The sequence below is a fragment of the Isoptericola sp. NPDC056134 genome, from assembly GCF_042264825.1.
GTDB lineage: Bacteria > Actinomycetota > Actinomycetes > Actinomycetales > Cellulomonadaceae > Isoptericola > Isoptericola nanjingensis.
Genome location: NZ_JBHJVM010000006.1, coordinates 150,879 through 173,601 on the forward strand (window position 1 = coordinate 150,879; position 22,723 = coordinate 173,601).

Here is a 22,723-nt window from a genome sequence, read left to right on the forward strand (position 1 = left end):
ATACGTTTCCGACACACCGGAGTCGGTAGCGTGGTCCCGTGCTCACGGAGACGCGCCCTCAGACGCCGCCGACCCCCTCGCAGGGGACGGCGGGCGTCGGTGCGCCGATCCTGCCGGTCGGCGCGTGGCGCGGACCGCGGGCCGTCCCGCAGGCGCGGACCGCGCCGCGGGTCGCGGCCGCGGTGGTCGCCGTCCTCGCCGCGCTCGGGGTGTGGCTCACCTGGCGGCTCTTCGTCGGCACCACGGCCGGCCAGCGGGTCGACGAGCTCGCGTTCCTCGGCGCCACGCACGGCCAGGGTCGCCTGTGGCGCGTCGCCGAGCCGGTGCTCGACGTCGTCTCCGTGGCCTTCGTCGTCGCGGGGGTCGGGGCGGCGATGCTCGTCGCCCTGGTGCGGCGCCGCTGGGCGCTGGCGCTGCAGGTCGCGGTGCTCGTGGGCGGTGCGAACGTCACGACGCAGGTGCTCAAGCACGGCGTCCTCGACCGGCCCGAGCTGCTCCCCGGGTGGACCGGGCCCAACACGCTGCCCAGCGGGCACACCACCGTCGCGGCGTCGGTGTCGGTCGCGCTGCTGCTCGTCACGCCGCGGGCCTGGCGACCGGTGGTCGCGATCCTCGGGGCCGCCTACACGGCGGCGACCGGCGTCTCGACGCTCGTGGGGCAGTGGCACCGCCCGTCGGACGTCGTCGCCGCGCTGCTCGTCGTCCTGGCGTGGGGGGCCGCCGTGTGCGCATTCACGCCCGCGTCGTCGACGGACGAGCCGCGCCGCCCGGGCGGTTCGTACGCGGCGCCCGCGTCGTACGTCGTCGCGGGCCTGCTGCTGGCCGCGTCGGCGGTCGGCGTCGTCGTCTCCGGGGGCACGCTGGTGGGGCTCGTCACGAACGGCGACCCGGTGCCCCTGTCGCCGGACCTCACCGCGTACGCGGCGGGCGCCCTGGGCGTGCTCGCGGTGACCGCGGCGGCGTTCGCGGCGCTGCTCGTGCTCCGCCAGCTCACCGCGCAGCCCCGCCGCACGTCTCGGTAGAGTGCCGCCCGGCGGCCGTGTCGGGGAAGTGACGAGCAGATGTCGTACCGTGACATGACCGGTCGGCCGGCCACCATCACCACCTCGGCAGCACGCCGCCCGCACCGCCGCAGCACCAGGGAAAGCAGGAACGGATGCCCCAGCCACGCAAGCTCGTGATCGTCGAGTCGCCCACCAAGGCCCGCAAGATCCAGGGCTACCTCGGTGACGACTTCGAGGTCGAGGCGAGCGTCGGGCACATCCGCGACCTGCCGCAGCCGCGCGACCTGCCGACGGACATGAAGAAGGGCCCGTACGGCAAGTTCGCCGTCGACGTCGACAACGGCTTCGACCCCTACTACGAGGTGCACGCGGACAAGAAGCAGAAGGTCCGCGAGCTGAAGAAGGCCCTCAAGGAGGCCGACGAGCTCTACCTCGCCACCGATGAGGACCGCGAGGGCGAGGCCATCGCCTGGCACCTCATCCAGGAGCTCAAGCCCAAGGTGCCGGTCAAGCGGATGGTGTTCCACGAGATCACCCGCGAGGCGATCCTGCGTGCGCTGGAGAACACCCGCGAGCTCGACGAGGACCTCGTCGACGCGCAGGAGACCCGCCGCATCCTCGACCGCCTGTACGGCTACGAGGTGTCGCCGGTGCTGTGGCGCAAGGTGCGCCAGGGCCTGTCCGCGGGCCGCGTGCAGTCCGTCGCGACGCGGCTCGTCGTGGAGCGGGAGCGCGAGCGCATGGCGTTCGTCCCCGCCGACTACTGGGACGTCACCGGGCAGTTCGCGCCGACCGAGGGCGACGACGCCGGGCAGGCGTTCCGCGCCCGCCTCACCGGCCTCGGGCCCGACCGCGTGGCGTCCGGCCGGGACTTCGACGACCGCGGCCGCCTCAAGGTGCGCACCGGTGTGGTCCAGCTCGACGAGGCGTCGGCGCGCGCCGTCGTCGCGGGCCTCGCGGACGCCGCCTTCGCCGTCCGGTCGCTCGAGACCAAGCCGTACTCCCGCAAGCCTGCCGCCCCCTTCACCACCTCGACGATGCAGCAGGAGGCCGGCCGCAAGCTCCGCATGAGCGCGCGCCAGGCGATGCGCACCGCGCAGGCGCTGTACGAGAACGGCTACATCACCTACATGCGGACCGACTCGCCGTCGCTGTCCGCGGAGGCGACCGACGCCGCGCGCCGGCAGGCGGCCGAGCTGTACGGCCCGGAGTACGTGCCGGGCGCCCCGCGCCTGTACGCCTCCAAGAACAAGGGCGCGCAGGAGGCGCACGAGGCGATCCGCCCCGCGGGCGACTCGTTCCGCACCCCCGCCCAGGTGGCCCGCGAGATCTCCGGCGACCAGTTCAAGCTGTACGAGCTGATCTGGAAGCGCACCGTGGCCTCGCAGATGGCCGACGCCAAGGGGTCGACGGCGTCCGTGCGCCTCGCGGCCTCGCTGGCCGACGCCGCGGGCGGGCTCGCGGGCCGCGACGCCGTGTTCTCGGCGTCCGGCACCGTCATCACCTTCCGCGGCTTCCTGGCCGCGTACGAGGAGGGCACGGACGTCGCCGAGGGCGACGGCGCCGGCGCGTCGGGCAAGGACGCGCGGCTGCCGCGCATGGCCGAGGGCGACCCGCTGCGCGGCGACGACCTCGCCGCCGAGGGGCACTCGACCACCCCGCCCGCCCGCTACACCGAGGCGTCGCTGGTCAAGGCGCTGGAGGAGCTCGGCATCGGCCGCCCCTCCACGTACGCGGCGACGATCTCGACGGTCCAGGACCGCGGCTACGTGCGCACCAAGGGCCAGGCGCTGGTGCCGACGTGGCTCGCGTTCGCCGTCGTGAGGCTGCTCGAGGAGCACTTCCGCTGGCTGGTCGACTACGACTTCACGGCCGAGATGGAGGCCGACCTCGACCAGATCGCGTCGGGCAGCCGCGACCGCGTGGCGTGGCTGACGCGGTTCTACTTCGGCGACGGCTCGGGCGACAGCACCGGCTGGGGCCTGCACGAGCTGGTGGAGAACCTCGGCGAGATCGACCCCGTGGCGATCAACTCGGTCGAGATCGGCGAGGGCATCCGCGTGCGCGTGGGCCGGTACGGCCCGTACGTCGAGGACCTGGGCGCCGAGGTGGCGGAGGGGGAGAACCCGCCGCGCGCGTCCATCCCCGACGACGTCGCCCCCGACGAGCTCACGGTGGCGAAGGCGCGCGAGCTCCTGGCCGCGGGCGCGGAGGACGGCAAGGTGCTCGGCACCGACCCGGTGTCCGGGACCGAGATCATCGCGAAGAACGGCCGCTACGGCCCGTACGTGACCGAGGTGCTCGACCTGCCGGAGATCGACCCGAGCCTGTCGGCGGCGGCGCAGAAGAAGGCGAAGGCCGCGCAGCCGAAGCCGCGCACCGGGTCGTTGCTGAAGTCGATGACGCTTGAGACGGTGACGATCGACGACGCCCTGAAGATCCTGTCGCTGCCGCGCGTGGTCGGCACCGACCCGGAGTCGGGCGACGAGATCACCGCGCAGAACGGCCGCTACGGCCCGTACCTCAAGAAGGGCACGGACTCGCGGACCATCGCGTCGGAGGAGCAGCTCTTCACGATCACGCTGGACGAGGCGCTGAAGATCTACGCCGAGCCCAAGCGCGGCCGGGGCGCCCGCGCGGCCACCCCGCCGCTGCGTGAGCTGGGCGACGACCCGACGAGCGGCAAGCCGATCGTGGTCAAGGACGGCCGCTTCGGCGCGTACGTCACCGACGGCGAGACCAACCGGACGCTGCCTCGCGACCTGACGCCCGAGAGCATCACGCCCGAGCGGGCGATCGAGCTCCTGGCGGAGAAGCGGGCCGCCGGCCCGGCCAAGAAGCGCACGACGACGCGCAAGCCGGCCGCGAAGAAGCCCGCGGCGAAGAAGTCCACCGCCAAGAAGTAGCGCCCCGCCACGAGGGCGGGGGTCAGTCCTTGCGCTCGACGAGGTACACGTGGCCGTCGGGGCGCGTGACGCGCTGCAGCGAGCTGCGGAGCGCGGCGTCCCGGGCCAGGTCCTCCGCGCTCGGCGGGATCGGCGGCGTGCGCCGGATGGACGCGGGCCCGAAGAACCGCAGCAGGCTCTCCGTGACCTTCATGCCCCAGGTCCGGTCGTCGTCCTCGCGGCGTGCCATGACACTCCCTCGCAAAACTTGGTGGGCCAACCATTGGTGCGCCAACTATATGTCGAACCGTAGGGTGGGCGCATGGACCTGCCCGCCGACCCGCTGCGCCTCGAGGCGCAGGTGTGCTTCTCGCTCTCCGCGGCCGCCCGGGCGATGGTGTCGATCTACCGCCCGATCCTCGAGCCGCTGGGTCTCACCCACCCGCAGTACCTCGTGATGCTCGGGCTGTGGCAGGACGACCGCGCCGGCGCGACGACGACGGTCACCGGGCTGAGCGCACGGCTCCTGCTCGACCCGGGCACCCTCTCGCCGCTGCTCAAGCGGCTGGAGCGCCAGGGGCTGCTGGAGCGGCGCCGCGGCTCCGGCGACGCGCGCGTCGTCGAGCTGCACCTCACCACCCCCGGCCGCGCGCTGCGGGACCGGGCGGAGGAGGTGCCGGCGAAGGTGGTCGCGGCGAGCGGGCTGAGCCTGGTCGAGCTGGAGCAGGTGCGCGACGTCGCGAACCGGGTGGTCGCGGCGTCGCTCGGCGCCCCCGCATGAGATCGAGACGTCCCGCCGAGGTCGAGGCGGGAGGCTCGAGGTCGAAGTCCGTGACATCGACTTCGAGCGCTCGCCTCGACCTCGCGCCCCGGCGGGTACCGTGTCGGCCATGACCGACGTCACACCTGCCTCGTTCGCGCCCGGCCTCACCACCGACGACCTCGCCGGGACGGTGCCCGACCCGCGGACCGCGCCGGCCGTGCGCTGGGGCGTGCTCGGCGCCGGCAACATCGCCGGGTCGTTCTCCGACGGCGTCCGGCAGCACACGGCGGCGGCCGTCGTCGCGGTGGGCTCGCGCGACGTCGCCAAGGCGGAGGCGTTCGCCGCCGCGCACGCCCCGGGCGCCCGGGCGCACGGCGACTACGACGCCCTGGTGACCGACCCCGACGTCGACGTCGTGTACGTCGCGACGCCGCACTCGCACCACCACGAGCACGCGCTGCTGGCGATCCGCGCGGGCAAGCACGTGCTCGTCGAGAAGGCCTTCACCCAGGACGCGGCGCAGGCGCGCGAGGTGCTCGACGCCGCCCGCGAGGCCGGCGTCTTCGTCATGGAGGCGATGTGGACGCGGTTCCTGCCGCACGTCGCGGCGCTGCGGGGCGTGATCGCGCGCGGCGAGATCGGCCGCGTCGTCGGCGTGATCGCCGACCACGGCCAGCAGTTCCCCTTCGACCCGGCCCACCGGCTCTACGCGCCCGGGCTGGCCGGCGGCGCGCTGCTGGACCTCGGCGTCTACCCCGTCTCCTTCGCGCAGGACCTGCTCGGCGCGCCCGAGACCGTGACCGCCGTCGGCGCGCTCACCGAGACGGGCGTCGACGGCCAGATCGGCATGGTGCTCGGCTACCCCGGCGGCACGCAGGCCACGCTGTCCACCACGCTGTGGGCGCGCACCGCCAACACGGCCGTGATCTCGGGCACCGAGGGGCGCATCGAGGTGGCGCGCACGTTCTACGCGCCCACCTCGTTCACCGTCGAGAGGCACGACGGCGCCACCTGGGCGTACGACGGCTTCCGCGGCGAGGGCAAGCAGTACCAGGCGGCCGAGGTGGCCCGCCGGATCGCGGCGGGGGACGTCGAGAGCCCGCGGATGTCGTGGGACGGCACGCTCGAGGTCATGCGCACCATGGACGACGTCCGTCGCCAGGTGGGCGTCGTCTACCCGGGGGAGTGACCGGGGGGCTCGCGCCCGTCAGCGCAGGTCGCCCGGCACCAGACGGCGGCCGGAGACCTCGCTCGGCGTGATGCGGACCCAGATGGTCTTGCCGTCCTCGAGGTAGCTGACGAGTCCGGTCGCGCGGGCCTCCTCCAGATCCTCCTCCCGCTCGAGGACCTGCGCGCGGCCCTTGACCACGACGCTCCACGCCCCGTCGTCGCCGATCTCGTCGGCCTCGAACGCGACGCGGGGGCTGATCGTCACCTCGGCGAGCTTGGTGCCGGGCTGGGTGCGCAGGAAGATGCGCTGGCCGGCGACCGCGAAGCTCACGGGGAAGATCTCGGGCTCGCCGGCCACCGACGTGGCCAGCCGGCCGGTCTTCTGCCCGGCGAGCAGCGCCCAGCACTCTTCCTCGCTGAGCACGGTCTGGGAGGGTTGCGGCTGGGTGGACATCGAACCTCCTGCGTGTCGAGGGATCACTGCCATCGTGCCCCCGCACCGAGCCGGGCGCTACGGCGGGCGGCGGTGTCGTCGGTCACGGCTAGGGTGTCGGGAGTGAGCAGCGCACCCGGGTACTTCGTCTCGTTCGAGGGCGGCGACGGCGCCGGCAAGACCACGCACGTGCGCCTGCTGGGCGACTGGCTGCACGAGGTCACCGGCCGTGAGGTGGTCGTGACGCGCGAGCCGGGCGGCACGGACCTGGGGGCCACGCTGCGCCGGGAGGTGCTGCACGGCGAGGACCTGGACCCGCGCACGGAGGCCCTGCTGTACGCGGCGGACCGTGCCCACCACGTCGCCACGGTGGTGCGGCCGGCGCTCGGGCGCGGGGCCGTCGTGGTGACCGACCGCTACCTCGACTCCTCGGTGGCGTACCAGGCCGGAGGCCGGGAACTGTCGGAGGAGGAGATCGAGGCGCTCTCCCTGTGGGCCACGGCCGACCTGCTCCCCGACGTCACCGTGCTGCTGGACCTCGACCCGCTGGTCGGGGCCGCCCGGTTGTCGGGCGAGCCGGACCGGCTGGAGAGCGCGGGGGACGAGTTCCACCGCCGCACCCGCGACACGTTCCTGCGGCGGGCCGCCGCCGACCCCGAGCGCTGGGTCGTGGTGGACGCCTCGGCGAGCCTGGACGACGTGCAGGCGCAGGTGCGCGTCGACGTCGCCGCCCGGCTCGACCTCACGCCCGTGGTCGAAGAGGCCGCGTCGTCGGGGGAGGGGCGCGAGTGAGCGTGTGGGACGACGTCGTCGGGCAGCCGGACGCCGTCGCCACCCTGCTCCGCGCGGCCACGGACCCGGCCGCGATGACGCACGCGTGGCTGCTCACCGGCCCGCCCGGCTCGGGCCGGTCGGTCGCGGCCCGTGCGTTCGCCGCGGCGTTGCAGTGCAGCGGCACGGACGGCGAGACCGGCGGCTGCGGGAGGTGTCACGCCTGCACGACGACGCTCGCCGGCACGCACCCGGACCTCACGGTCGTCGCCACGGACAAGGTCGTCATCACCATCGACGAGGTGCGCGACCTCATCATGACCGCGGCGCGGACGCCGTCGTCCGGCCGGTACCGCGTGATCGTCGTCGAGGACGCGGACCGGATGGCCGAGCGCACCACGAACGTGCTGCTCAAGGCGATCGAGGAGCCCCCGCCGCACACCGTCTGGGTGCTGTGCGCCCCGAGCGCGCAGGACGTGCTGCCCACCATCCGCTCCCGCTGCCGCGGCGTCGTGCTGCGGGTGCCGCCGGCCCGGGACGTGGCGGACCTGCTGGTGCGCCGCGACGGCGTCGACCCGGCGGTCGCGCTCACGGCCGCCCGCGCCGCGCAGTCGCACGTCGGGCTGGCGCGGCGCCTCGCCCGCGACGCCGACGCGCGCGAGCGCCGCGACGCCGTCCTCGAGATCGCGCGGCGCATCCGCGGCGTCGGGGACGCCGTCCTCGCGGCGGGGGAGCTCGTGGACGTCGCGAAGGCCGAGGCCGTGGCGGCCACCGCCGAGCGCGACGCCGTCGAGAAGGCGGAGCTGATGCGCGCCCTCGGCGTGCAGGACGGCGACACCCTGCCGCCGCGGCTGCGCTCGCAGCTCAAGCAGCTCGAGGACGACCAGAAGCGGCGCGCCACGCGTCGGCAGCGCGACGTGCTCGACCGGTCGATGGTGGACCTGCTGTCCCTGTACCGGGACGTGCTCGTGGTGCAGCTGGGCGCCACGGTCGAGCTCGTGAACGCCGAGCACGACGGCGCCGTGCGCGCGCTCGCGGCGGACTCGACGCCCGAGCAGACGATCCGCCGGATGGACGCGATCGGCGTCGCCCGCGAGCGGCTCGAGGGCAACGTGGCGCCGCTCCTGGCGCTCGAGGCGATGGCCGTCGCGCTCCGCCCCCAGGGCTGACCACCCCGCGCGTGTCCCTGCGGCGACAGTTGCCTCATCACCCCTACATGCGGTGAGGTGTTCCGCGGCGGGGGCCATGGTGGCCCCGCGACCAGACTGGGGGTTGGCATGAGGATCCTGCTGCTCGTCTCGGCGTTCAACGGGCTCACGCAGCGCGTGTGGGGGCACCTGGCGGACCGGGGCCACGACGTGGGCGTCGAGCTGGCGCCGGCGTTCGGCTCGCCGGAGGAGCTGACGGCGCGGGTCGAGGAGATCGGCCCGGACCTGGTCCTCGCGCCCTTCCTCAAGCACCGCGTGCCCGAGGACGTGTGGCGGCGGTGGACCACCGTCGTCGTGCACCCGGGCCCCGTGGGGGACCGCGGCCCCTCCTCCCTGGACCACGCGATCCTCGACGGCCGCGACCGCTGGGGCGTGACCGCCCTGTCCACGGTGGAGGAGATGGACGCCGGCCCCGTGTGGGCGACGTCGACGTTCGCGCTGCCCACGGGTCAGCAGGCGCCGATCGCCAAGAGCGCCCTGTACAACGGGCTCGTGGCGGACGCCGCTCTGGCGTGCGTCGAGGAGGTGCTGCGCAAGGTCGCGGCGGGGGAGGAGCCGACGCCCGCTGACCGCCTCGAGCGGGAGGTGCCGGGCACGGGCGAGCTGCCGCTGCTGCGCCGGGCCGCGTTCGAGCTCGACCTGTCCCGCCCCGCCTCCGAGCTGGCGCGCACGATCGCCGCGGCCGACGGCGCGCCCGGCGCCCCCGTGACGCTGCAGGGCGCGCGCTTCTGCCTGTTCGACGCCGTGGCCGTCCCCGAGCCGGTGGACCCGCTGGCCGCCCCCGGCACGGTGGTGGGGCGCGACGAGGACGCCGTGGCGATCGCCACCGGTGACGGCACGCTGTGGGTCGGGTACGCCGCGACCCTGGCCGAGAAGCGCGGCACCAAGCTGCCCGCGTCGTGGGTGCTCGACGTCGCCGGGGTGCCGTTCCGCCCGGCGCCGGCCGCCCTCGCGGAGTCCGTGTACGAGCGCGACGGCGACGTCGGCTACCTCACGATCCGGTCGTACAGCGGCGCCATGCACACCGCCCAGTGCCGCCGGCTGACCACGGCCGTGGAGAAGGCGCTCACGGAGGACACCCGGGTGCTGGTGGTGCGCGGCACCGAGCACGCGTTCTCCAACGGCATCCACCTGGGCGCGATCGAGGCGGCCGCAGACCCGGCCGCGGAGGCGTGGGCCAACATCCGCGCCATCGACGACCTGTGCGAGGCGATCGCCTCGGCCGACCAGCTCACCGTGGCCGCGTTCACAGCGAACGCCGGGGCCGGCGGCGTGATGGCGGGCCTGTGCGCGGACGTCGTCGTCGCGCGCGACGGCGTGGTGCTCAACCCCTACTACGACATGGGGATCTTCGGCTCCGAGCTGCACACGTGGACCGTCGCGTCCCGGCTCGGCGAGGTCGACGCCGACCGGCTGCTCAGCGACAAGCTGCCGGTGTCGGTCGCGGAGGCGGCGCGGACCGGCCTGGTGGACGCCGTGGGCCCACGCGACCCGGAGCGGTTCGCCGGGTGGCTGGCCGATCGCGCCGCCGCGCTGGCGACGCCGGAGGGCCGCGCGGAGGCCGCCGCGGCCGCCCAGGTGCGTGCACCCCGTCGCCCGCTGTCGTACTACCGGACCATCGAGCTCGCCGAGATGGCGCGGGACATCTTCGACGACCGGCGCGGCTTCGCGGCCAAGCGGCGGGACTTCCTCCGCAAGGCGGCCCCGCAGGAGACGCCGGAGCGGTTGCGTTTCACGGACGTCCGCGAGACGGTCGCCCCGTGACGGCTCGCCCCCTCCGCGCTCTCCGTGGCCCGCTGCTGGTGGGCGCCGCGGCCGCTCTCGCCGTGCTCGTGACGGCCTGCGCGTCCGGTGGTTCGCCGGGAAGCGGGCCGACGTCCGGGTCGCCCGCCCCGGCGTCGCCGTCGTCGAGCCCGTCGCCCAGCCCGTCGGTCAGCCCGGCACCGTCCGACGGCGCGGCCGCGCCGGCGCCCGGGGAGCACGCGCGCGGCCTGCCCGAGGGCGCGGAGGGGACGTTCGACAGCCCCGCCGGCGTCGCCTGGTCGCCCACGCCCGGCGTGCTGCTGGTCGTGACGTACGGGTCGAGCACGTGCCCGCGCCTGGCCGAGGCCGAGGCAGGCTGGGACGACGCGCACGAGGCGGTCGTCGTCGGCATGGTCGAGCCGGAGCCGGGCCCGTGCACGATGGACTACGCCCCGACGACGAGCGCCGTCGCCGTCCCGCCGGACGCCGACGCGGGGACGCCCGTGACCGTGCGCCTCGGCGACCTGGGCGAGGTCGAGGTGTCGCCGCGTGCGAAGGACGCCACCGCGGGCCCGGTGGCCTGGGTCCCGGCCGCGGGCTGAGCGCGTCGGGGCAGGGTCTGCGGCGACGGTAGGTTGGGCGAGTGATCTCCGACGAGCGCCGCCCGACCGCCCGCCGCACCACCCCCCGCCCGAGCCTCCGCCGCACGAGGCGTCTTCGTTCCGCCGTGCGCGGCCTGTCCGTCGTCGTCGCCGGGGCGGTGCTGCTCGCCGGGTGCACGGCGCCCGCCAAGGAGCAGTCGCCGGTGGGCTCGGCCTCCGGCCCGGCGGCGTCGCAGGCGCCGGACGGGTTCGAGCAGTACTACGGGCAGGCGCTCGAGTGGGAGGACTGCGAGGACGGCCTGCAGTGCGCGACGGCGTCGGCTCCGCTCTCCTGGCAGGACGCGGACGCGGGCAGCATCGAGCTGTCCCTGGTGCGCAACCCGGCGGACGGCAAGGACCCGGAGGGCTCGCTCCTGGTGAACCCCGGCGGGCCGGGCGCGTCGGGCGTCGACTTCGTGCAGAGCGACGCCCAGTCCGACGGGTCGATCTTCGGCAAGCGGCTGCAGGACGCGTTCGACATCGTCGGCTTCGACCCGCGCGGCGTGCAGCGCTCCACGCCCGTGGCGTGCTTCGACGACGCCCGCAAGGACGAGTCGTTGGCCAAGGACTTCGACCGCAGCACCGACGCCGGGCTGCAGGCGATGCAGGAGGAGTACGAGGCGTGGAACGGCGCGTGCGCCGAGAACTCGGGCGAGGTGCTCGGCCACGTGGACACGCAGAGCGCGGCGCGCGACATGGACATGCTGCGCGCGGTGCTCGGCGACGACGCCCTGAACTACCTCGGGTTCTCCTACGGCACCCAGCTCGGCGCGACGTACGCGGGGCTGTTCCCGGACCGCGCCGGCCGCCTCGTGCTCGACGGCGCGATCGACACCACGCTCAGCTCGGAGGAGATCTCCCACGGGCAGGCCGTCGGCTTCGAGAACGCCCTGCGGGCGTACGTGCAGGACTGCCAGGCGGGCGCGAGCTGTCCGCTCACCGGTGCGGTGGACGACGGCATGCGGCAGATCCGGCAGGTGCTGGACCATGCCTACGAGCGGCCGTACGAGACGTCGAGCTCCGGCCGCACGGTCACGCAGAGCCTCGCGTTCTACGGCATCGCCGTCACCCTCTACAACCAGGGCAGCTGGCCCGCGCTCACCCAGGCCCTGGACGAGGCGATCAACCAGGGCACGGGCAACGCGCTGCTCTACCTCTCCGACCAGTACTTCGACCGGAACGCGGACGGGAGCTACGCCACCAACTCGGAGGAGGCGATGCGCGCCGTGAGCTGCCTCGACGACCGGGCCACCACGGACGTCGAGCAGATGCGGGCGGACGCCGCCGCCATCGAGAAGGACGCGCCGACGATGGGCTCGTTCTTCGGCTACGGCGGGCTGACCTGCGCCGGCGCGGAGTACCCGCAGGTGAAGCAGGAGTTCGACCTGCACGCGAAGGGTGCCGCGCCGATCCTCGTCGTCGGCACCACCAACGACCCTGCCACCCCGTACGTCTGGGCCGAGGGCCTGGCGAGCACCCTCGACTCCGGGGTGCTGCTCACCTACGAGGGCGAGGGGCACACGGCGTACCAGCCGTCCCGGACGTGCGTGGCCGACGCCGTCGAGTCCTACCTCGTGGACGGCGAGGTGCCGGCCGACGGCGCGACCTGCTGAGCGCCCGTGCGCGACCAGTGCCGCAGGGCCAGCACGCCCAGCGCGGAGATGACGACCAGCCCGACCACGTAGAACACGGTCGACCAGGTGGAGGCGTTGTCGGCCGCGGCGGGCAGCAGCTGGCCGTACGCGAGCTCGTAGTGCACCCCGCCGGTGACCTTGATCGCGAGGTACGCGGAGATGAAGCCCATCGAGTCCCACAGGGCGTGCAGCGCGACCACGGTGAGGTAGGCGAGCAGGACGCCGCCGGTGAACCGGTACCTGCCGGCGGCCGACGCCGCGCCGAAGATCGCCGCGCCCAGGATCGCCGTCCAGAGGACGTGGCCCACCGGCGTCAGCAGGCCGCGGACCGCCTCCGTCTGCAGCAGGGAGTTCAGGTCGATCTGGCCCAGGCGGGTGAGGCTCGCGTTGAAGGCGTAGCCCGCGGACTCGAAGGCCGCGAACCCGGCGCCGACCGTCGCGCCGAGCAGCGCTCCCGTGAGCCCGGTCTTGTGCGCCACCCGGGCGCCGACCACCAGGAACACCGCGATCTTCACGGCCTCCTCGATCGCACCCACGCCCACGTAGATCCACACCGAGGGCGACAGGTGCGACTCCAGGATCGACGCGCCCAGCACGCCGAAGATGCCGCCGAAGAAGAACGCGCCCAGCAGCAGCATGATGTCGATCGAGCCGTGGGCCTTCTCGACGACGAACAGCACCACGCTGAACGGGACGAGGAAGCTGCCGAGCAGGATCACCGTCGGGATGAGGTTCGAGTTCTGCGTGCTGAACGTCACGGCGGCGGTGACGGCCCACAGCAGGATGCCGAGGACGAGGGTCTTCCACCACCACCCTCGGCCCGTGGTGATGACGGTGCTCTGCGACGTCGTGGGCTGCATGGGCACGAGTATGCGGAGGTCAGCGCGTGCTGTCGCGCGGAACCGGCCGGCCGTTTTGGAGCCGGGCCCGGGCGTCAGGTACTGTAGGCGCGCTCGTTGATCCGGTTCCGCACCGGCGCACGGCACGCCGCCTTAGCTCAGTCGGTAGAGCGATTCACTCGTAATGAATAGGTCATCAGTTCGATTCTGATAGGCGGCTCAGGTCACGAAGGCCCGGAACCTCGCGGTTCCGGGCCTTCGTCGTCCCGTCACGCGCGGGATGGCGGCGCTCGTCGTGCCGCTGTTCCTCCCGTCGAGGACGCCGAGGTGGAGGCCCCGCTCGGTCGTGAAGGTGCGAGCACCGGGTCGGCCAGGTCGGCCCACCCCCTGTCCTGCGGCGTCGTCCGATCCCTCCTGATGCGGTCCCGATCCCCCGCCATGAATCGAGACTCGCTGAGTCAGGGTCGAACCTGACCAGGGTGCGGGCATCGCGGCCCGGAGCGACGGTAGGAGCATGGCCACGGTGAAATTCGTGGCGTCGACCAGGTGCCTGGTGTGCGGTCAGGGGATCGCGGCGGCGGTGGTGCATGCGGAGCCCGGCTCCAGCAGCGCCGCCAGCCACACGATCATCGCCAACACCGGGTGGCACCTCCCGTGCAGGGGGCACGAGGACGTGGTGGAGGAGCTCTCCGCCCAGTGTCCCGAGTGCGAGGACCGCTGACCGCGGGACCCGCGCGAGGGGATCGACGCGACCGGCGGCGCGACGCAGAGGTCGTGCCGCGGGGCGCGGCCGTGCCAGGGTCAGGGCGTCCCGTGCGACGACGTCGGACGGTAGGCCGTGCCGAGGCCGCCGGAGAGAGTGGCGAACAGGCCGGCGACGGCGCCGCCGACGGCGGTGACGGTCTGCGCGGCGTCCGGCGCCACGGCGGCGGTGATGGTGGACGCGGCGGTGGCGAGCGCGCCGACGACGAGCGCGACGACGTACGCGTAGGTGCGCAGCCGGGGCGACACCGTGGCGTGCCCGGTCCCGCCCGAGACCACGGGCGCGGGCGGCGCGGACGGGGTGGGGAGGGGCGCCGGGACGGGGGCCGACGACGCCGGGGCGGCCGTCGTCGCGGCGGTGGCGGATGCGTCGATCGCGGACATCGGAGGGCTCCTCGGTGGTGCGTCGGGCCGGGCGCACCGGCCCCTGCTTGGAACGACGCGCGCGACGGCCGTCTGATACCCCACCGGGACGAGCAGGGCGAGACCCTTACCGCACGAGGCAGGGCCGCTTCGGGTCGAACTCCCAGCCCGGCACGAGGTACTGCATCGCGACGGCGTCGTCCCGCGAGCCCAGCCGGTGCTCGCGGTACAGCTCGTGCGCCTCGGCCAGGCGGTCGGGGTCGAGCTCGACGCCGAGCCCGGGGGTGGTCGGCACCCGGATCTCGCCGTCGACGATGCGCAGCGGGTCGGTGGTGAGGCCCTGGCCGTCCTGCCAGATCCAGTGGGTGTCGAGCGCGGTGATCTCGCCGGGCGCCGCGGCGCCCACGTGCGTGAACATGGCCAGCGAGACGTCGAAGTGGTTGTTGGAGTGCGAGCCCCACGTGAGGCCGAGCTCGTGGCACAGCTGCGCGACGCGGACGGACCCGGCCATGGTCCAGAAGTGCGGGTCGGCGAGCGGGATGTCGACGGCGTCGGACCGGATCGCGTGCCCCAGCTCGCGCCAGTCGGTGGCGATCATGTTGGTCGCCGTCGACAGCCCGGTGGCGCGCCGGAACTCGGCCATCACCTCGCGGCCGGAGAACCGGCCCTCGGCGCCGCACGGGTCCTCGGCGTACGCGACGACGCCCCGCATCCGGCGCCCGAGCCGGACGGCGTCGTCCAGCAGCCAGCCGCCGTTCGGGTCGAGCGTGATCCGGGCGTCGGGGAACCGCTCCTTGAGCGCGACGACGGCGTCGACCTCCGCGTCGCCGGCCTGCACGCCGCCCTTGAGCTTGAAGTCGCGGAAGCCGTAGCGCTCCCGCGCGGCCTCGGCGAGCCGCACGACGGCGTCGGGCGTCGTGGCGGCCTCGCGGCGCAGCCGGGACCAGGCGTCGGGCCCGTCGGGCTCGCGCAGGTAGGGCAGGTCGGTGGCGTCCGGGTCGCCCACGTAGAACAGGTAGCCGAGCATCGGGACGGCGTCGCGCTGCTGCCCCTCGCCGAGCAGCTCGGCCACCGGGACGCCGAGGGCCTGCCCGTGCAGGTCGAGCAGGGCGGACTCCAGCCCGGTGACGGCGTGCACGGTGGTGCGCAGGTCGAAGGTCTGGTTCCCGCGCCCGCCCGCGTCCCGGCCGGCGAACCTGGCCGAGACGCCACGCAGCACGGACCGGAACCGTGCGACCGGCCGGCCGACGACGAGGGCCGCGGCCTCCTCGACCGTCGCGCGGATCTTCTCGCCGCCCGGCACCTCGCCCAGCCCGGTCCGGCCCTCGGAGTCCTCGACGACCACGACGTTGCGGGTGAAGAACGGCGCGTGCGCGCCGGACAGGTTGAGCAGCATGGAGTCGTGCCCCGCGACGGGCACGACCTGCACGCGGGCGACGGTCGGGGCGCTCATCGGACCTCCTCCGCACCGGCGGCGGGCCGGAGCACGCCGTCGACGCGGCGCGTCAGGCGCCACGGGTTGTCAGGCCGTACGGGCTCCGGCAGCAGGAACTCCGGCAGGTCCTGGTAGGCGACGGGCCGCAGGAACCGCTCGATCGCCAGCGTCCCGACGGATGTCGTGCGCCCGTCCGAGGTCGCGGGGAAGGGGCCGCCGTGCACCATCGCATGGCCCACCTCGACGCCCGTGGGCCAGCCGTTCGCGAGGATCCGCCCGGCCGTGCGCTCCAGCGCGGGCAGCAGTCGGACGGCGGTGGCGCGGTCGGCCTCGGTGAGGTGCAGGGTCGCGGTGAGCTGCCCCTCCAGGCGGCCGACGGCGGCGAGCAGCTCGTCGTCGTCGCCGTACCGGACGACCAGGGACGCGGCGCCGAAGATCTCGTCCTCCAGCACCGGGTTGGCGAGGAAGGTGGCGACCTCGGCGACGAAGACGGACGGCGCGGGCGCGTTGCGCGTGGCGCCCGGGGCGCCGGTACCGGCGACGGCGACGCCGTCCTGCGCGGCGAGGGCGTCCACGCCGTCCTGCCACGCCCGCGCGATGCCGGCGGTGAGCATGGTCTGCCCGGCGGCGGCCTCGGCGGCCCGGCGGACGGCGTCGACGAACGCGTCGCCGTGCGCGGAGCGCGGCACGAGGACGATGCCGGGTGCCGTGCAGAGCTGGCCGGACGACCCGGTCACCGACGCCAGGTACGCCGCGGCGAGGGCGTCGACGTCGGCGCCTCCGTCCGGGTCGAGCGCGCCAGGCAGCACGATCACGGGGTTGACCGAGCTCATCTCGGCGTAGACGGGGATCGGCACGGGGCGGGAGGCGGCCGCGGCGACGAGCGCGAGACCGCCGGAGCGGGAGCCGGTGAACCCGACGGCCCGGACCACGGGGTCGCTCACGAGCGCCCGGCCCACCTGCGCGCCCGGGCCGTAGACCAGGGAGAAGACGCCGGGGTGCAGCCCCTCGGCGGCGACGGCGTCGGCGACGGCGCGGCCCACCAGCTCGCCGGTGCCCGGGTGCGCGCCGTGCGCCTTGACGATCACCGGGCAGCCCGCGGCCAGCGCCGAGGCCGTGTCCCCGCCGGCGACGGAGAACGCGAGCGGGAAGTTGCTGGCGCCGAACACGGCGACCGGGCCCACGGGGACCTGGCGCTGGCGGATGTCGGCCCGCGGCAGGGGCGTGCGGTCCGGCCGGGCCGGGTCGACGCGGACGCCGCGGTGGTCGCCCTGGCGCACGACGGCGGCGAACAGGCGCAGCTGCCCCGTGGTGCGGGCGAGCTCGCCCGTCAGCCGGGCCTCGGGCAGGCCGGTCTCCCGCATCGCCCGCGCGACGATCGCAGGGCCGGCGGCCTCCAGGTTCTCGGCGACGCGGTCGAGGAAGCGGGCGTGCGGCTCGGGGGCGAGCGCGGAGAAGGACGCGACGGCCTCCTCCGCGGCGGCCGTGGCGTGCGCGAGCTGGTCGACGGAGAGGAGCGAGTAGGCGGGCTCCAGCGCCTCGTCGGTGGCGGGGTCGTGGGCGACGGCCGTGCCGGCGGCGCCGACCAGCGGCTCCCCGGCGACGATCGAGTGCCCGGCGAGGACGGCGGTGACGGTCATGGGGTCCCTCCAGGGGTGCGCGGGTGGCGGGCGTCGGCGGTCAGCGGGCGAGGGCGACGTCGGCCGGGCGGACGCCGGCGGCGTCGACGAGGGCGCGCAGGTCGTCGACGTCGCGCTCGGTGAGGTCCTGCAGCGGGGGACGGACGCTGCCGAGGTCGCGCCCGACGGCCCGCAGGCCGCCCTTGACGATCGAGACGCCGTACCCCTTGGCCCGGTCGCGGATGTCGAGGTAGGGCAGCACGAAGCGCGTGAGCTTCTCGGTGACGGCGGCGCGGTCGAGGTTCCGCACGTCGCGATAGAACTCGAGCGCGAACTCGGGCACGAAGTTGTACATCGCCGAGGAGTAGGTGCTCATGCCGAGCTGCAGCAGCGGCAGCGCGAACGTCTCCGCGGTGGGCAGGCCGCCGAGGTAGAAGAGGCGGTCGCCGTTGGTGGCGACCACGCGTGTGAGCTGCTCGATGTCGCCGAGGGCGTCCTTGAAGCCGATGAAGTTCGGGTGCCGGTCGGCGAGCCGGGCGACGGTCTGCGCGGAGTACACGGCGTTGGCGCGGTTGTAGACGATGACGCCGACGCTCGTCGCGGCGCACACCGCGGAGGCGTGCTCGAGCAGGCCGTCCTGGTCGCAGTCGGTGAGGTACGGGGGCAGCAGCAGGACGCCCTCGGCGCCTGCCTCCTCGGCCGCCCGCGCGTTCTCGACGGCCTGGGCCGTGTTGCCGGCGGCGCTGCCGAGCACCGGCGTCGCGCCGTCGGCCGCCTCGACGGCGAGCTCCACGACGCGCGCGGTCTCGGCCGGCGTGAGGCTGAAGCCCTCGCCCGTGCCGCCGGCGGCGAAGAGCCCGCCGATCCCGAAGCTCGTCTGCCACGCGATGTGCTCGGCGTACCGGGCCGCATCGACCTCGCCGTCCGCGGCGAACGGGGTGACGGGGAACGACAGCAGGCCCTCCTTCAGTGTGTCGGCGAGCTCCGCGGGTGAGTACGTGGTCACTGGCCCTCCTGGTCAGACGTCGGCGGTGACAGGTCCGTCGACGGTCAACCTAGGAAGCTCTGACGATGCTTGTCCAAGCCTCTATTGGCATCAATTCATGCTAATCAGGCATCGTGGTTCGGTCTGACGCAGTGCCGCGCGGTCGCGACGCGGATCCAAGCGATCTCAGGAGCTCGTGGAGCGCCGGGTTGCGGGAGCTGCGATCCCAGATGGCATGCAACTCGACGATCCCGTCCGGCACGTCCGCGAGCCCGACGAAGCTCACGCCCGGAGGGTCGAGCCGGCGGACCGACTCCGGGACGAATGCGACGCCCCGGCCCGCGCCCACCAGCGAGCACATCGTGAGGATCTGACTCACGACATGCACCACGTTGACGTGCTCGACATCGACGTAGCGCACCACCATGTCGTAGAAGTAGCGCGCCTTGATCGGGTCGTGCCCGATCAGCGGCACGTCGCGGAGGTCAGGTGTCCGAACGGGTCGATGCAGCGCGGCGAGCGGGTGCCCGTCAGGCACCACCAGCACGAGATCCTCCGACAAGAGCAGACGAGAGTCGAACTCTGCGGGATCGAACGGCAGGCGCCCCAGGGCGAGGTCCAGCTCTCCGCGCCGGATCGACTCGATCTGCTCGCTCGTCACGAGTTCCTGGAGGTCCAGGTCCACGTCCGGCAGGAGCTCGCCGATTTGCTGCACCAGGGTGCCGAGCAGGCTGAAGCCGGTGGCGGCCGTAAAACCGAGCCGGATCATGCCAGCCCTCCCTGCCGCGATCCGCCGGGCCAGCGCCGGCGCGCCGTCGGCCGCCACAAGCAACCGTCGGCATTCGGTGAGGAACACGTCTCCCGCCATGGTCAGCTGCACGTGCCGGTTGTCGCGATCCAGAAGTGAGACGCCGATCGCCTTCTCGAGCTTCTGGATCTGGCGGCTCAGCGGCGGCTGGGTCATGTTCAGCCGCGCGGCCGCCCGGCCGAAGTGCAGCTCCTCAGCCACGGCGACGAAGCACCGGACCTGTTCGAACGTGTACATGCTGCTGCTCCTACATCGTCGCGTGATGCATTTCCTGGATCAGGCAATGTCCTTTGGGGGTTGGACTGGCATCGTATGGGGTCCTAGAGTCGACGCCCGACCGGAGGCCGCGGTGATCGGACCGCGTGGTCTGGAGGCGCTCGGTCCCGTGGGACGAACTGCGACCCATCTGGCGGGCGCCGGTCGCAGACCTCCGCTCGACGACGTGAGGAGTCCGGAGATGACCACTCGGAGGCGATACCTCATCACGGGGGGTGCGGGCGCAGCGGCCCGTGGGATTCGTCCCCTCTTGCGTGACCGAGGTGCCGACATCGTCCTCCTCGACGTCCTCCCGGTCGATCCGCAGCCAGGCGAGACGGAGGTCCTGGCAGACCTGACCGACGCCGACGCCGTGCGGCGGGCTGTCCGCGGGGTGGACATGGTGGTCCACTTGGGCGGGTTCAGCCGTGAACGGTCATGGTCGGAAATCGCGCGGGTGAACGTCGAGGGCACCAGGACCGTGCTCGAGGCGATGGTCGAAGAGAAGGTGCGACATGGTCTGATCGCCAGCTCGACACATGTGGTGGGGTTCTGGCCAGTCCCGGACGAACCGATTGAGGCGCTCCCGCCCCGTCCGGACTCGCTCTACGGTGTGAGCAAGCTTGCCATGGAGGGCCTTGCCTCGGCGTACGCCGACCGCCACGATCTCGTCCTGACGCTGGCTCGCATCGGCACCGTCGAATCGGTGCCGACCTCGCTGCGGTCTCTGGCTACGTGGCTCTCGCTGCCTGACCTCGTACGCCTCATCGAGGCCGCGGCAGGGCACGACGTCCCGGGTGCCCACCCCGTGTGGGCGATCTCGCGCAACACCCGAGCCTGGTTCTCCCACGCGCCGGGCCGTGCCATCGGCTTCGAACCGCATGACGACGCGGAGTGGCACGCGGGCGCGATCCCGCACCCGGGCGACGCGGGGAACGGCCTCATCGGCGGCGCCTTCGCCGACGGCGCCCACCCGCTCGGGGTGGCCTGGTGACTGCGACTTTCTGCGCCTACCCGTGGGACCTGATCGATGATCACGGGGCGACCGACCGCGTCCGAGACGCTAGGGCCGATGGCGTGGCGATCGCCGCCGCGTACCACTCCGTACGTGCCGCCACCCCGCTGCATCCGCATCGTGCCGTCGTCGACGCCGAGGCAGCCTCCTACGTGCCGCTGCACGACCGACTCTGGTCGGGCGCCCGATTGAGGCCACGCACGGACACGCCGTGGGTCGGCCCGGACGCCTTTGCCCGTGCCGCGCGTACGGCGCGCGCGACGGGGCTTCGGGTCGAGGGATGGGTGGTGCTCACCCACAGCACGCACGTCGGTGCCGGAGCACCCGACGTGACGGTGCAGAACGCGTTCGGCGAGAGGTACCCCTACGCGCTGTGCCCGGCTGCCCCGGACGTCCGCGACTACGCACGACGGCTGGTCGCCGGTGTGGTCCGGTCCTTCGACGTCGACGGCCTGATGCTCGAGGCCCTGGGCCCGTTGGGCGTCGGCCACCTAGGCCGGCACGAGAAGACCCAGGGCGCCGACTGGACCCCGGCGGCAGAGCACCTGTTGTCGGTCTGCTTCTGCGACGCATGTCGGGGTCTGCTGGACGACCACGCGGTCGACGTGGCGCGCCTCCGGCTTGAGGTGCGAGCGGGGCTGGCGGCCGAGCAGGCCGGCGACCATCGCACCGTGGAGGAGCACCTCACGCAGGCCGCCGCGGTCCTTGCTACCCGGCAGGAGGCCCGGTCTCGGCTCGTGGCAGATGTGAGGGAAGCGTGCGACCAGGTCCCTCGGGTCGTCGTCCATGCCCAGCCGGACCCTTGGGCGACCGGGCCGTTCGCCGCGCTGGACGACTCGGTCGCGGCGTTCGACGGCGTCGTCCTGCCTGGTCACCTGGTGACCGATGATTCCGGCACTGTCGAAATGCTGCGGGACCAACTGCCCGGCAGCCGCGTCGGTGGCTACCTCTCGGCCCTGCCTCCGGCGACGCCCGACTCGATCGTGTGCGAGTGGCCGGCCGGGCTCGCCCACCTCGACGACGTCTACGTCTACCACCTCGGCCTGCTGTCGCCGGCGCGGCTCGCAGCGGCTGCGTCGGCTCTGCTGTCCCACCACGGCGAAGGCCCCGCCCGGCGATGATGCCGAGCGGAGCCCATGACGCGCGACGACCCGTCAGTACCGCGGGCGTGCGTCGGTGAACGTCGGGTCCCATCGGCGCATGTAGCCGCCGTCGTCGCGCGTGCGATGCCCGGACTCCACGTACCGCTCGTGGAGCTCGGCCACCCGGTCCGGGTCCACCTCGACGCCGAGCCCCGCGCCCGTTGGCACCTCGACGGCGCCATCGACGATCTCGATCCCGCCTTCTGGCACCACATCGTCGACGCGGTTCCAGGGGAAGTGGGTGTCGCAGGCGTGGCTCAGGTTGGGGATCGCTGCCGCGACGTGCGTCATCGCGGCGAGCGAGATCCCCAGGTGCGAGTTGGAGTGCATCGACACCCCGATGTCCATCGCCTCGCAGATGGCGGCGAGCTCCTTGGTGCGACGCAGGCCGCCCCAGTAGTGGTGGTCGCTGAGCAGGACCTGCACCGCGTCTGCCCGGATGGCCGGGTGCAGATGCGCCGTCTCGACGACGCACATGTTGGTCGCGAGGGGCACTCCGGTCTCCGCATGCACCCTGCTCATCCCGTCGATGCCCAGCACAGGGTCCTCGAGGTACTCGAGCATGCCCTCGGTACGGCGCGCGACCTCGAGCGCCGTCTCGTGCGTCCAGGCACCGTTGGGGTCGATGCGCAGGGGCATGCCGGGGAACGCGTCCGCGAGCGCACGCAGCGACTCCACCTCGATGTCGGGGTGCAAGGCGCCGGCCTTGAGCTTGAACGACCGGAATCCGTAGCGGTCGACGAGGAGCTTCGCCTGACCGACGATCCCGTCGGGATCCAGCGCCTCGCCCCACTCGTCGGGCTCGCCGTCCAGGTGTCCGGCCCACTTGAAGAAGAGGTAGGCGCTGTAGTCGACGCGTTCGCGCAGGGCGCCGCCCAAGAGTTCGCTCACGGGACGCCCGAGCAGCTTGCCCTGGGCGTCGAGAGCTGCGACCTCGACCGGGGCGAACGTCACCAGCCGTGCCTGGGTGCCCAGATCCGGGCGGAGCCGGCGCATCACGGCGTCGACCGCGGCTTCGATCCGTGAGGTGGCGAAGACGTCGAGGCCGAGTACAGCCTCACGCAACGCAGGGACGACCTCGCCAGGCAGCGCGTCGCCGCGCCCTTCTCCCCACGCCACCACCCCGCCTGCCTCCAACCGGACGATCGTGCGCAGGGCCAGCGGCTCGTGCACGCCCGCCGCGTTCAGCAGCGGCGGGTCCGAGAACGCCAGCGGGTAGACCCGCAGGTCGGTGATACGGCTGTCCAT

At 73.7% G+C, this 22,723-nt stretch carries 21 protein-coding genes and 1 tRNA gene; 13 read left to right on the forward strand and 9 right to left on the reverse strand.

The window, feature by feature from the left end:
* Window positions 1-38: 38 nt before the first annotated feature.
* Together ACFCZN_RS08380 and topA are read left to right on the forward strand one after the other, a co-directional pair.
* The gene (locus ACFCZN_RS08380) at window positions 39-1,022 is read left to right on the forward strand and encodes a phosphatase PAP2 family protein (protein WP_429765900.1); all 984 of its coding nucleotides are present in this window, start codon (window positions 39-41) and stop codon (window positions 1,020-1,022) included.
* 134 nt (window positions 1,023-1,156) lie between these two features.
* Window positions 1,157-3,910 (forward strand): type I DNA topoisomerase, encoded by a 2,754-nt coding sequence (gene topA / locus ACFCZN_RS08385; RefSeq protein ID WP_430556461.1) that lies wholly within the window; start codon window positions 1,157-1,159, stop codon window positions 3,908-3,910.
* Window positions 3,911-3,932: 22 nt separating this feature from the next.
* Here topA and ACFCZN_RS08390 read toward each other — a convergent pair whose 3' ends face one another.
* Window positions 3,933-4,139 (reverse strand): hypothetical protein, encoded by a 207-nt coding sequence (locus ACFCZN_RS08390; protein ID WP_429736341.1) that lies wholly within the window; start codon window positions 4,137-4,139, stop codon window positions 3,933-3,935.
* A gap of 72 nt (window positions 4,140-4,211) precedes the next feature.
* On the opposite strand from ACFCZN_RS08390, the gene ACFCZN_RS08395 reads away from it, so the two are divergent.
* Together ACFCZN_RS08395 and ACFCZN_RS08400 are read left to right on the forward strand one after the other, a co-directional pair.
* Window positions 4,212-4,670, forward strand: a complete 459-nt coding sequence (locus tag ACFCZN_RS08395) for a MarR family winged helix-turn-helix transcriptional regulator (protein WP_429765896.1) — start codon at window positions 4,212-4,214, stop codon at window positions 4,668-4,670.
* 109 nt (window positions 4,671-4,779) lie between these two features.
* Window positions 4,780-5,841: a Gfo/Idh/MocA family protein gene (locus ACFCZN_RS08400; protein WP_429765895.1), complete on the forward strand. Its 1,062-nt coding sequence runs from the start codon at window positions 4,780-4,782 to the stop codon at window positions 5,839-5,841.
* An 18-nt stretch (window positions 5,842-5,859) separates the two neighbouring features.
* Here ACFCZN_RS08400 and ACFCZN_RS08405 read toward each other — a convergent pair whose 3' ends face one another.
* Entirely contained in the window at window positions 5,860-6,276 is a 417-nt protein-coding gene (locus tag ACFCZN_RS08405; protein ID WP_429765893.1) for a pyridoxamine 5'-phosphate oxidase family protein, read from the reverse strand.
* 102 nt (window positions 6,277-6,378) lie between these two features.
* On the opposite strand from ACFCZN_RS08405, the gene tmk reads away from it, so the two are divergent.
* The 5 genes from tmk (at window position 6,379) to ACFCZN_RS08430 (ending at window position 12,231) form a co-directional block, all read left to right on the forward strand.
* On the forward strand, window positions 6,379-7,047 hold the full coding sequence (gene tmk / locus ACFCZN_RS08410) for a dTMP kinase (protein WP_430556462.1): 669 nt from the start codon (window positions 6,379-6,381) through the stop codon (window positions 7,045-7,047).
* Window positions 7,044-8,195 (forward strand): DNA polymerase III subunit delta', encoded by a 1,152-nt coding sequence (locus ACFCZN_RS08415; protein ID WP_430556463.1) that lies wholly within the window; start codon window positions 7,044-7,046, stop codon window positions 8,193-8,195. The genes tmk and ACFCZN_RS08415 overlap by 4 nt, the downstream gene beginning before the upstream one ends.
* Window positions 8,196-8,303: 108 nt before the next feature.
* Window positions 8,304-9,998: an enoyl-CoA hydratase-related protein gene (locus ACFCZN_RS08420; RefSeq protein WP_430556464.1), complete on the forward strand. Its 1,695-nt coding sequence runs from the start codon at window positions 8,304-8,306 to the stop codon at window positions 9,996-9,998.
* The gene (locus ACFCZN_RS08425) at window positions 9,995-10,579 is read left to right on the forward strand and encodes a hypothetical protein (protein ID WP_430556465.1); all 585 of its coding nucleotides are present in this window, start codon (window positions 9,995-9,997) and stop codon (window positions 10,577-10,579) included. The genes ACFCZN_RS08420 and ACFCZN_RS08425 overlap by 4 nt, the downstream gene beginning before the upstream one ends.
* 41 nt (window positions 10,580-10,620) lie before the next feature.
* The gene (locus ACFCZN_RS08430) at window positions 10,621-12,231 is read left to right on the forward strand and encodes an alpha/beta hydrolase (protein ID WP_430556466.1); all 1,611 of its coding nucleotides are present in this window, start codon (window positions 10,621-10,623) and stop codon (window positions 12,229-12,231) included.
* Here ACFCZN_RS08430 and ACFCZN_RS08435 read toward each other — a convergent pair.
* The gene (locus tag ACFCZN_RS08435; protein ID WP_429765882.1) at window positions 12,186-13,112 is read right to left on the reverse strand and encodes a PrsW family glutamic-type intramembrane protease; all 927 of its coding nucleotides are present in this window, start codon (window positions 13,110-13,112) and stop codon (window positions 12,186-12,188) included. The two genes, ACFCZN_RS08430 and ACFCZN_RS08435, sit on opposite strands and share 46 nt — an antisense overlap.
* A 126-nt stretch (window positions 13,113-13,238) precedes the next feature.
* Between ACFCZN_RS08435 and ACFCZN_RS08440 the strand changes: the two genes are divergently transcribed.
* A tRNA-Thr gene (locus ACFCZN_RS08440) sits at window positions 13,239-13,311 on the forward strand.
* A gap of 294 nt (window positions 13,312-13,605) precedes the next feature.
* Window positions 13,606-13,812 (forward strand): hypothetical protein, encoded by a 207-nt coding sequence (locus ACFCZN_RS08445; protein ID WP_430556467.1) that lies wholly within the window; start codon window positions 13,606-13,608, stop codon window positions 13,810-13,812.
* A gap of 80 nt (window positions 13,813-13,892) precedes the next feature.
* Here ACFCZN_RS08445 and ACFCZN_RS08450 read toward each other — a convergent pair whose 3' ends face one another.
* From ACFCZN_RS08450 to ACFCZN_RS08470, 5 genes are all read right to left on the reverse strand, one after another.
* Window positions 13,893-14,237, reverse strand: a complete 345-nt coding sequence (locus tag ACFCZN_RS08450) for a hypothetical protein (protein WP_430556468.1) — start codon at window positions 14,235-14,237, stop codon at window positions 13,893-13,895.
* A gap of 106 nt (window positions 14,238-14,343) precedes the next feature.
* Window positions 14,344-15,669, reverse strand: coding sequence for an enolase C-terminal domain-like protein (locus ACFCZN_RS08455; RefSeq protein ID WP_430556469.1), 1,326 nt, complete (start codon window positions 15,667-15,669; stop codon window positions 14,344-14,346).
* Window positions 15,666-17,291: an aldehyde dehydrogenase (NADP(+)) gene (locus tag ACFCZN_RS08460; RefSeq protein ID WP_430556470.1), complete on the reverse strand. Its 1,626-nt coding sequence runs from the start codon at window positions 17,289-17,291 to the stop codon at window positions 15,666-15,668. The genes ACFCZN_RS08455 and ACFCZN_RS08460 overlap by 4 nt, the downstream gene beginning before the upstream one ends.
* Window positions 17,292-17,331: 40 nt before the next feature.
* Window positions 17,332-18,276 carry a 5-dehydro-4-deoxyglucarate dehydratase gene (gene kdgD, locus ACFCZN_RS08465; RefSeq protein WP_430556471.1) on the reverse strand — a complete coding sequence of 315 codons (945 nt, stop codon included), beginning with the start codon at window positions 18,274-18,276 and terminating at the stop codon, window positions 17,332-17,334.
* Between the two features lie 100 nt (window positions 18,277-18,376).
* Complete coding sequence (locus ACFCZN_RS08470; protein WP_430556472.1) at window positions 18,377-19,300, reverse strand: LysR substrate-binding domain-containing protein; 924 nt, start codon at window positions 19,298-19,300, stop codon at window positions 18,377-18,379.
* Window positions 19,301-19,520: 220 nt separating this feature from the next.
* Here ACFCZN_RS08470 and ACFCZN_RS08475 point away from each other — a divergent pair, with 220 nt between their 5' ends.
* Together ACFCZN_RS08475 and ACFCZN_RS08480 are read left to right on the forward strand one after the other, a co-directional pair.
* Entirely contained in the window at window positions 19,521-20,312 is a 792-nt protein-coding gene (locus tag ACFCZN_RS08475) for an NAD-dependent epimerase/dehydratase family protein (RefSeq protein WP_430556473.1), read from the forward strand.
* A gap of 83 nt (window positions 20,313-20,395) precedes the next feature.
* Window positions 20,396-21,454: a hypothetical protein gene (locus ACFCZN_RS08480; RefSeq protein WP_430556474.1), complete on the forward strand. Its 1,059-nt coding sequence runs from the start codon at window positions 20,396-20,398 to the stop codon at window positions 21,452-21,454.
* A gap of 33 nt (window positions 21,455-21,487) precedes the next feature.
* Here ACFCZN_RS08480 and ACFCZN_RS08485 read toward each other — a convergent pair whose 3' ends face one another.
* On the reverse strand, window positions 21,488-22,723 hold the full coding sequence (locus ACFCZN_RS08485; RefSeq protein WP_430556475.1) for an enolase C-terminal domain-like protein: 1,236 nt from the start codon (window positions 22,721-22,723) through the stop codon (window positions 21,488-21,490).

Bases quoted from the DNA above. Each gene is read 5' to 3' on its own strand.
- ACFCZN_RS08390 (WP_429736341.1), bottom strand. From the start codon at position 4,139: ATGGCACGCCGCGAGGACGACGACCGGACCTGGGGCATGAAGGTCACG.
- ACFCZN_RS08405 (WP_429765893.1), bottom strand. From the start codon at position 6,276: ATGTCCACCCAGCCGCAACCCTCCCAGACCGTGCTCAGCGAGGAAGAG.
- ACFCZN_RS08475 (WP_430556473.1), top strand. From the start codon at position 19,521: ATGACCACTCGGAGGCGATACCTCATCACGGGGGGTGCGGGCGCAGCG.
- ACFCZN_RS08445 (WP_430556467.1), top strand. From the start codon at position 13,606: ATGGCCACGGTGAAATTCGTGGCGTCGACCAGGTGCCTGGTGTGCGGT.
- ACFCZN_RS08395 (WP_429765896.1), top strand. From the start codon at position 4,212: ATGGACCTGCCCGCCGACCCGCTGCGCCTCGAGGCGCAGGTGTGCTTC.
- ACFCZN_RS08420 (WP_430556464.1), top strand. From the start codon at position 8,304: ATGAGGATCCTGCTGCTCGTCTCGGCGTTCAACGGGCTCACGCAGCGC.
- ACFCZN_RS08470 (WP_430556472.1), bottom strand. From the start codon at position 19,300: ATGTACACGTTCGAACAGGTCCGGTGCTTCGTCGCCGTGGCTGAGGAG.
- ACFCZN_RS08450 (WP_430556468.1), bottom strand. From the start codon at position 14,237: ATGTCCGCGATCGACGCATCCGCCACCGCCGCGACGACGGCCGCCCCG.
- ACFCZN_RS08435 (WP_429765882.1), bottom strand. From the start codon at position 13,112: ATGCAGCCCACGACGTCGCAGAGCACCGTCATCACCACGGGCCGAGGG.
- ACFCZN_RS08485 (WP_430556475.1), bottom strand. From the start codon at position 22,723: ATGGACAGCCGTATCACCGACCTGCGGGTCTACCCGCTGGCGTTCTCG.
- ACFCZN_RS08455 (WP_430556469.1), bottom strand. From the start codon at position 15,669: ATGAGCGCCCCGACCGTCGCCCGCGTGCAGGTCGTGCCCGTCGCGGGG.
- topA (WP_430556461.1), top strand. From the start codon at position 1,157: ATGCCCCAGCCACGCAAGCTCGTGATCGTCGAGTCGCCCACCAAGGCC.
- ACFCZN_RS08400 (WP_429765895.1), top strand. From the start codon at position 4,780: ATGACCGACGTCACACCTGCCTCGTTCGCGCCCGGCCTCACCACCGAC.
- ACFCZN_RS08460 (WP_430556470.1), bottom strand. From the start codon at position 17,291: ATGACCGTCACCGCCGTCCTCGCCGGGCACTCGATCGTCGCCGGGGAG.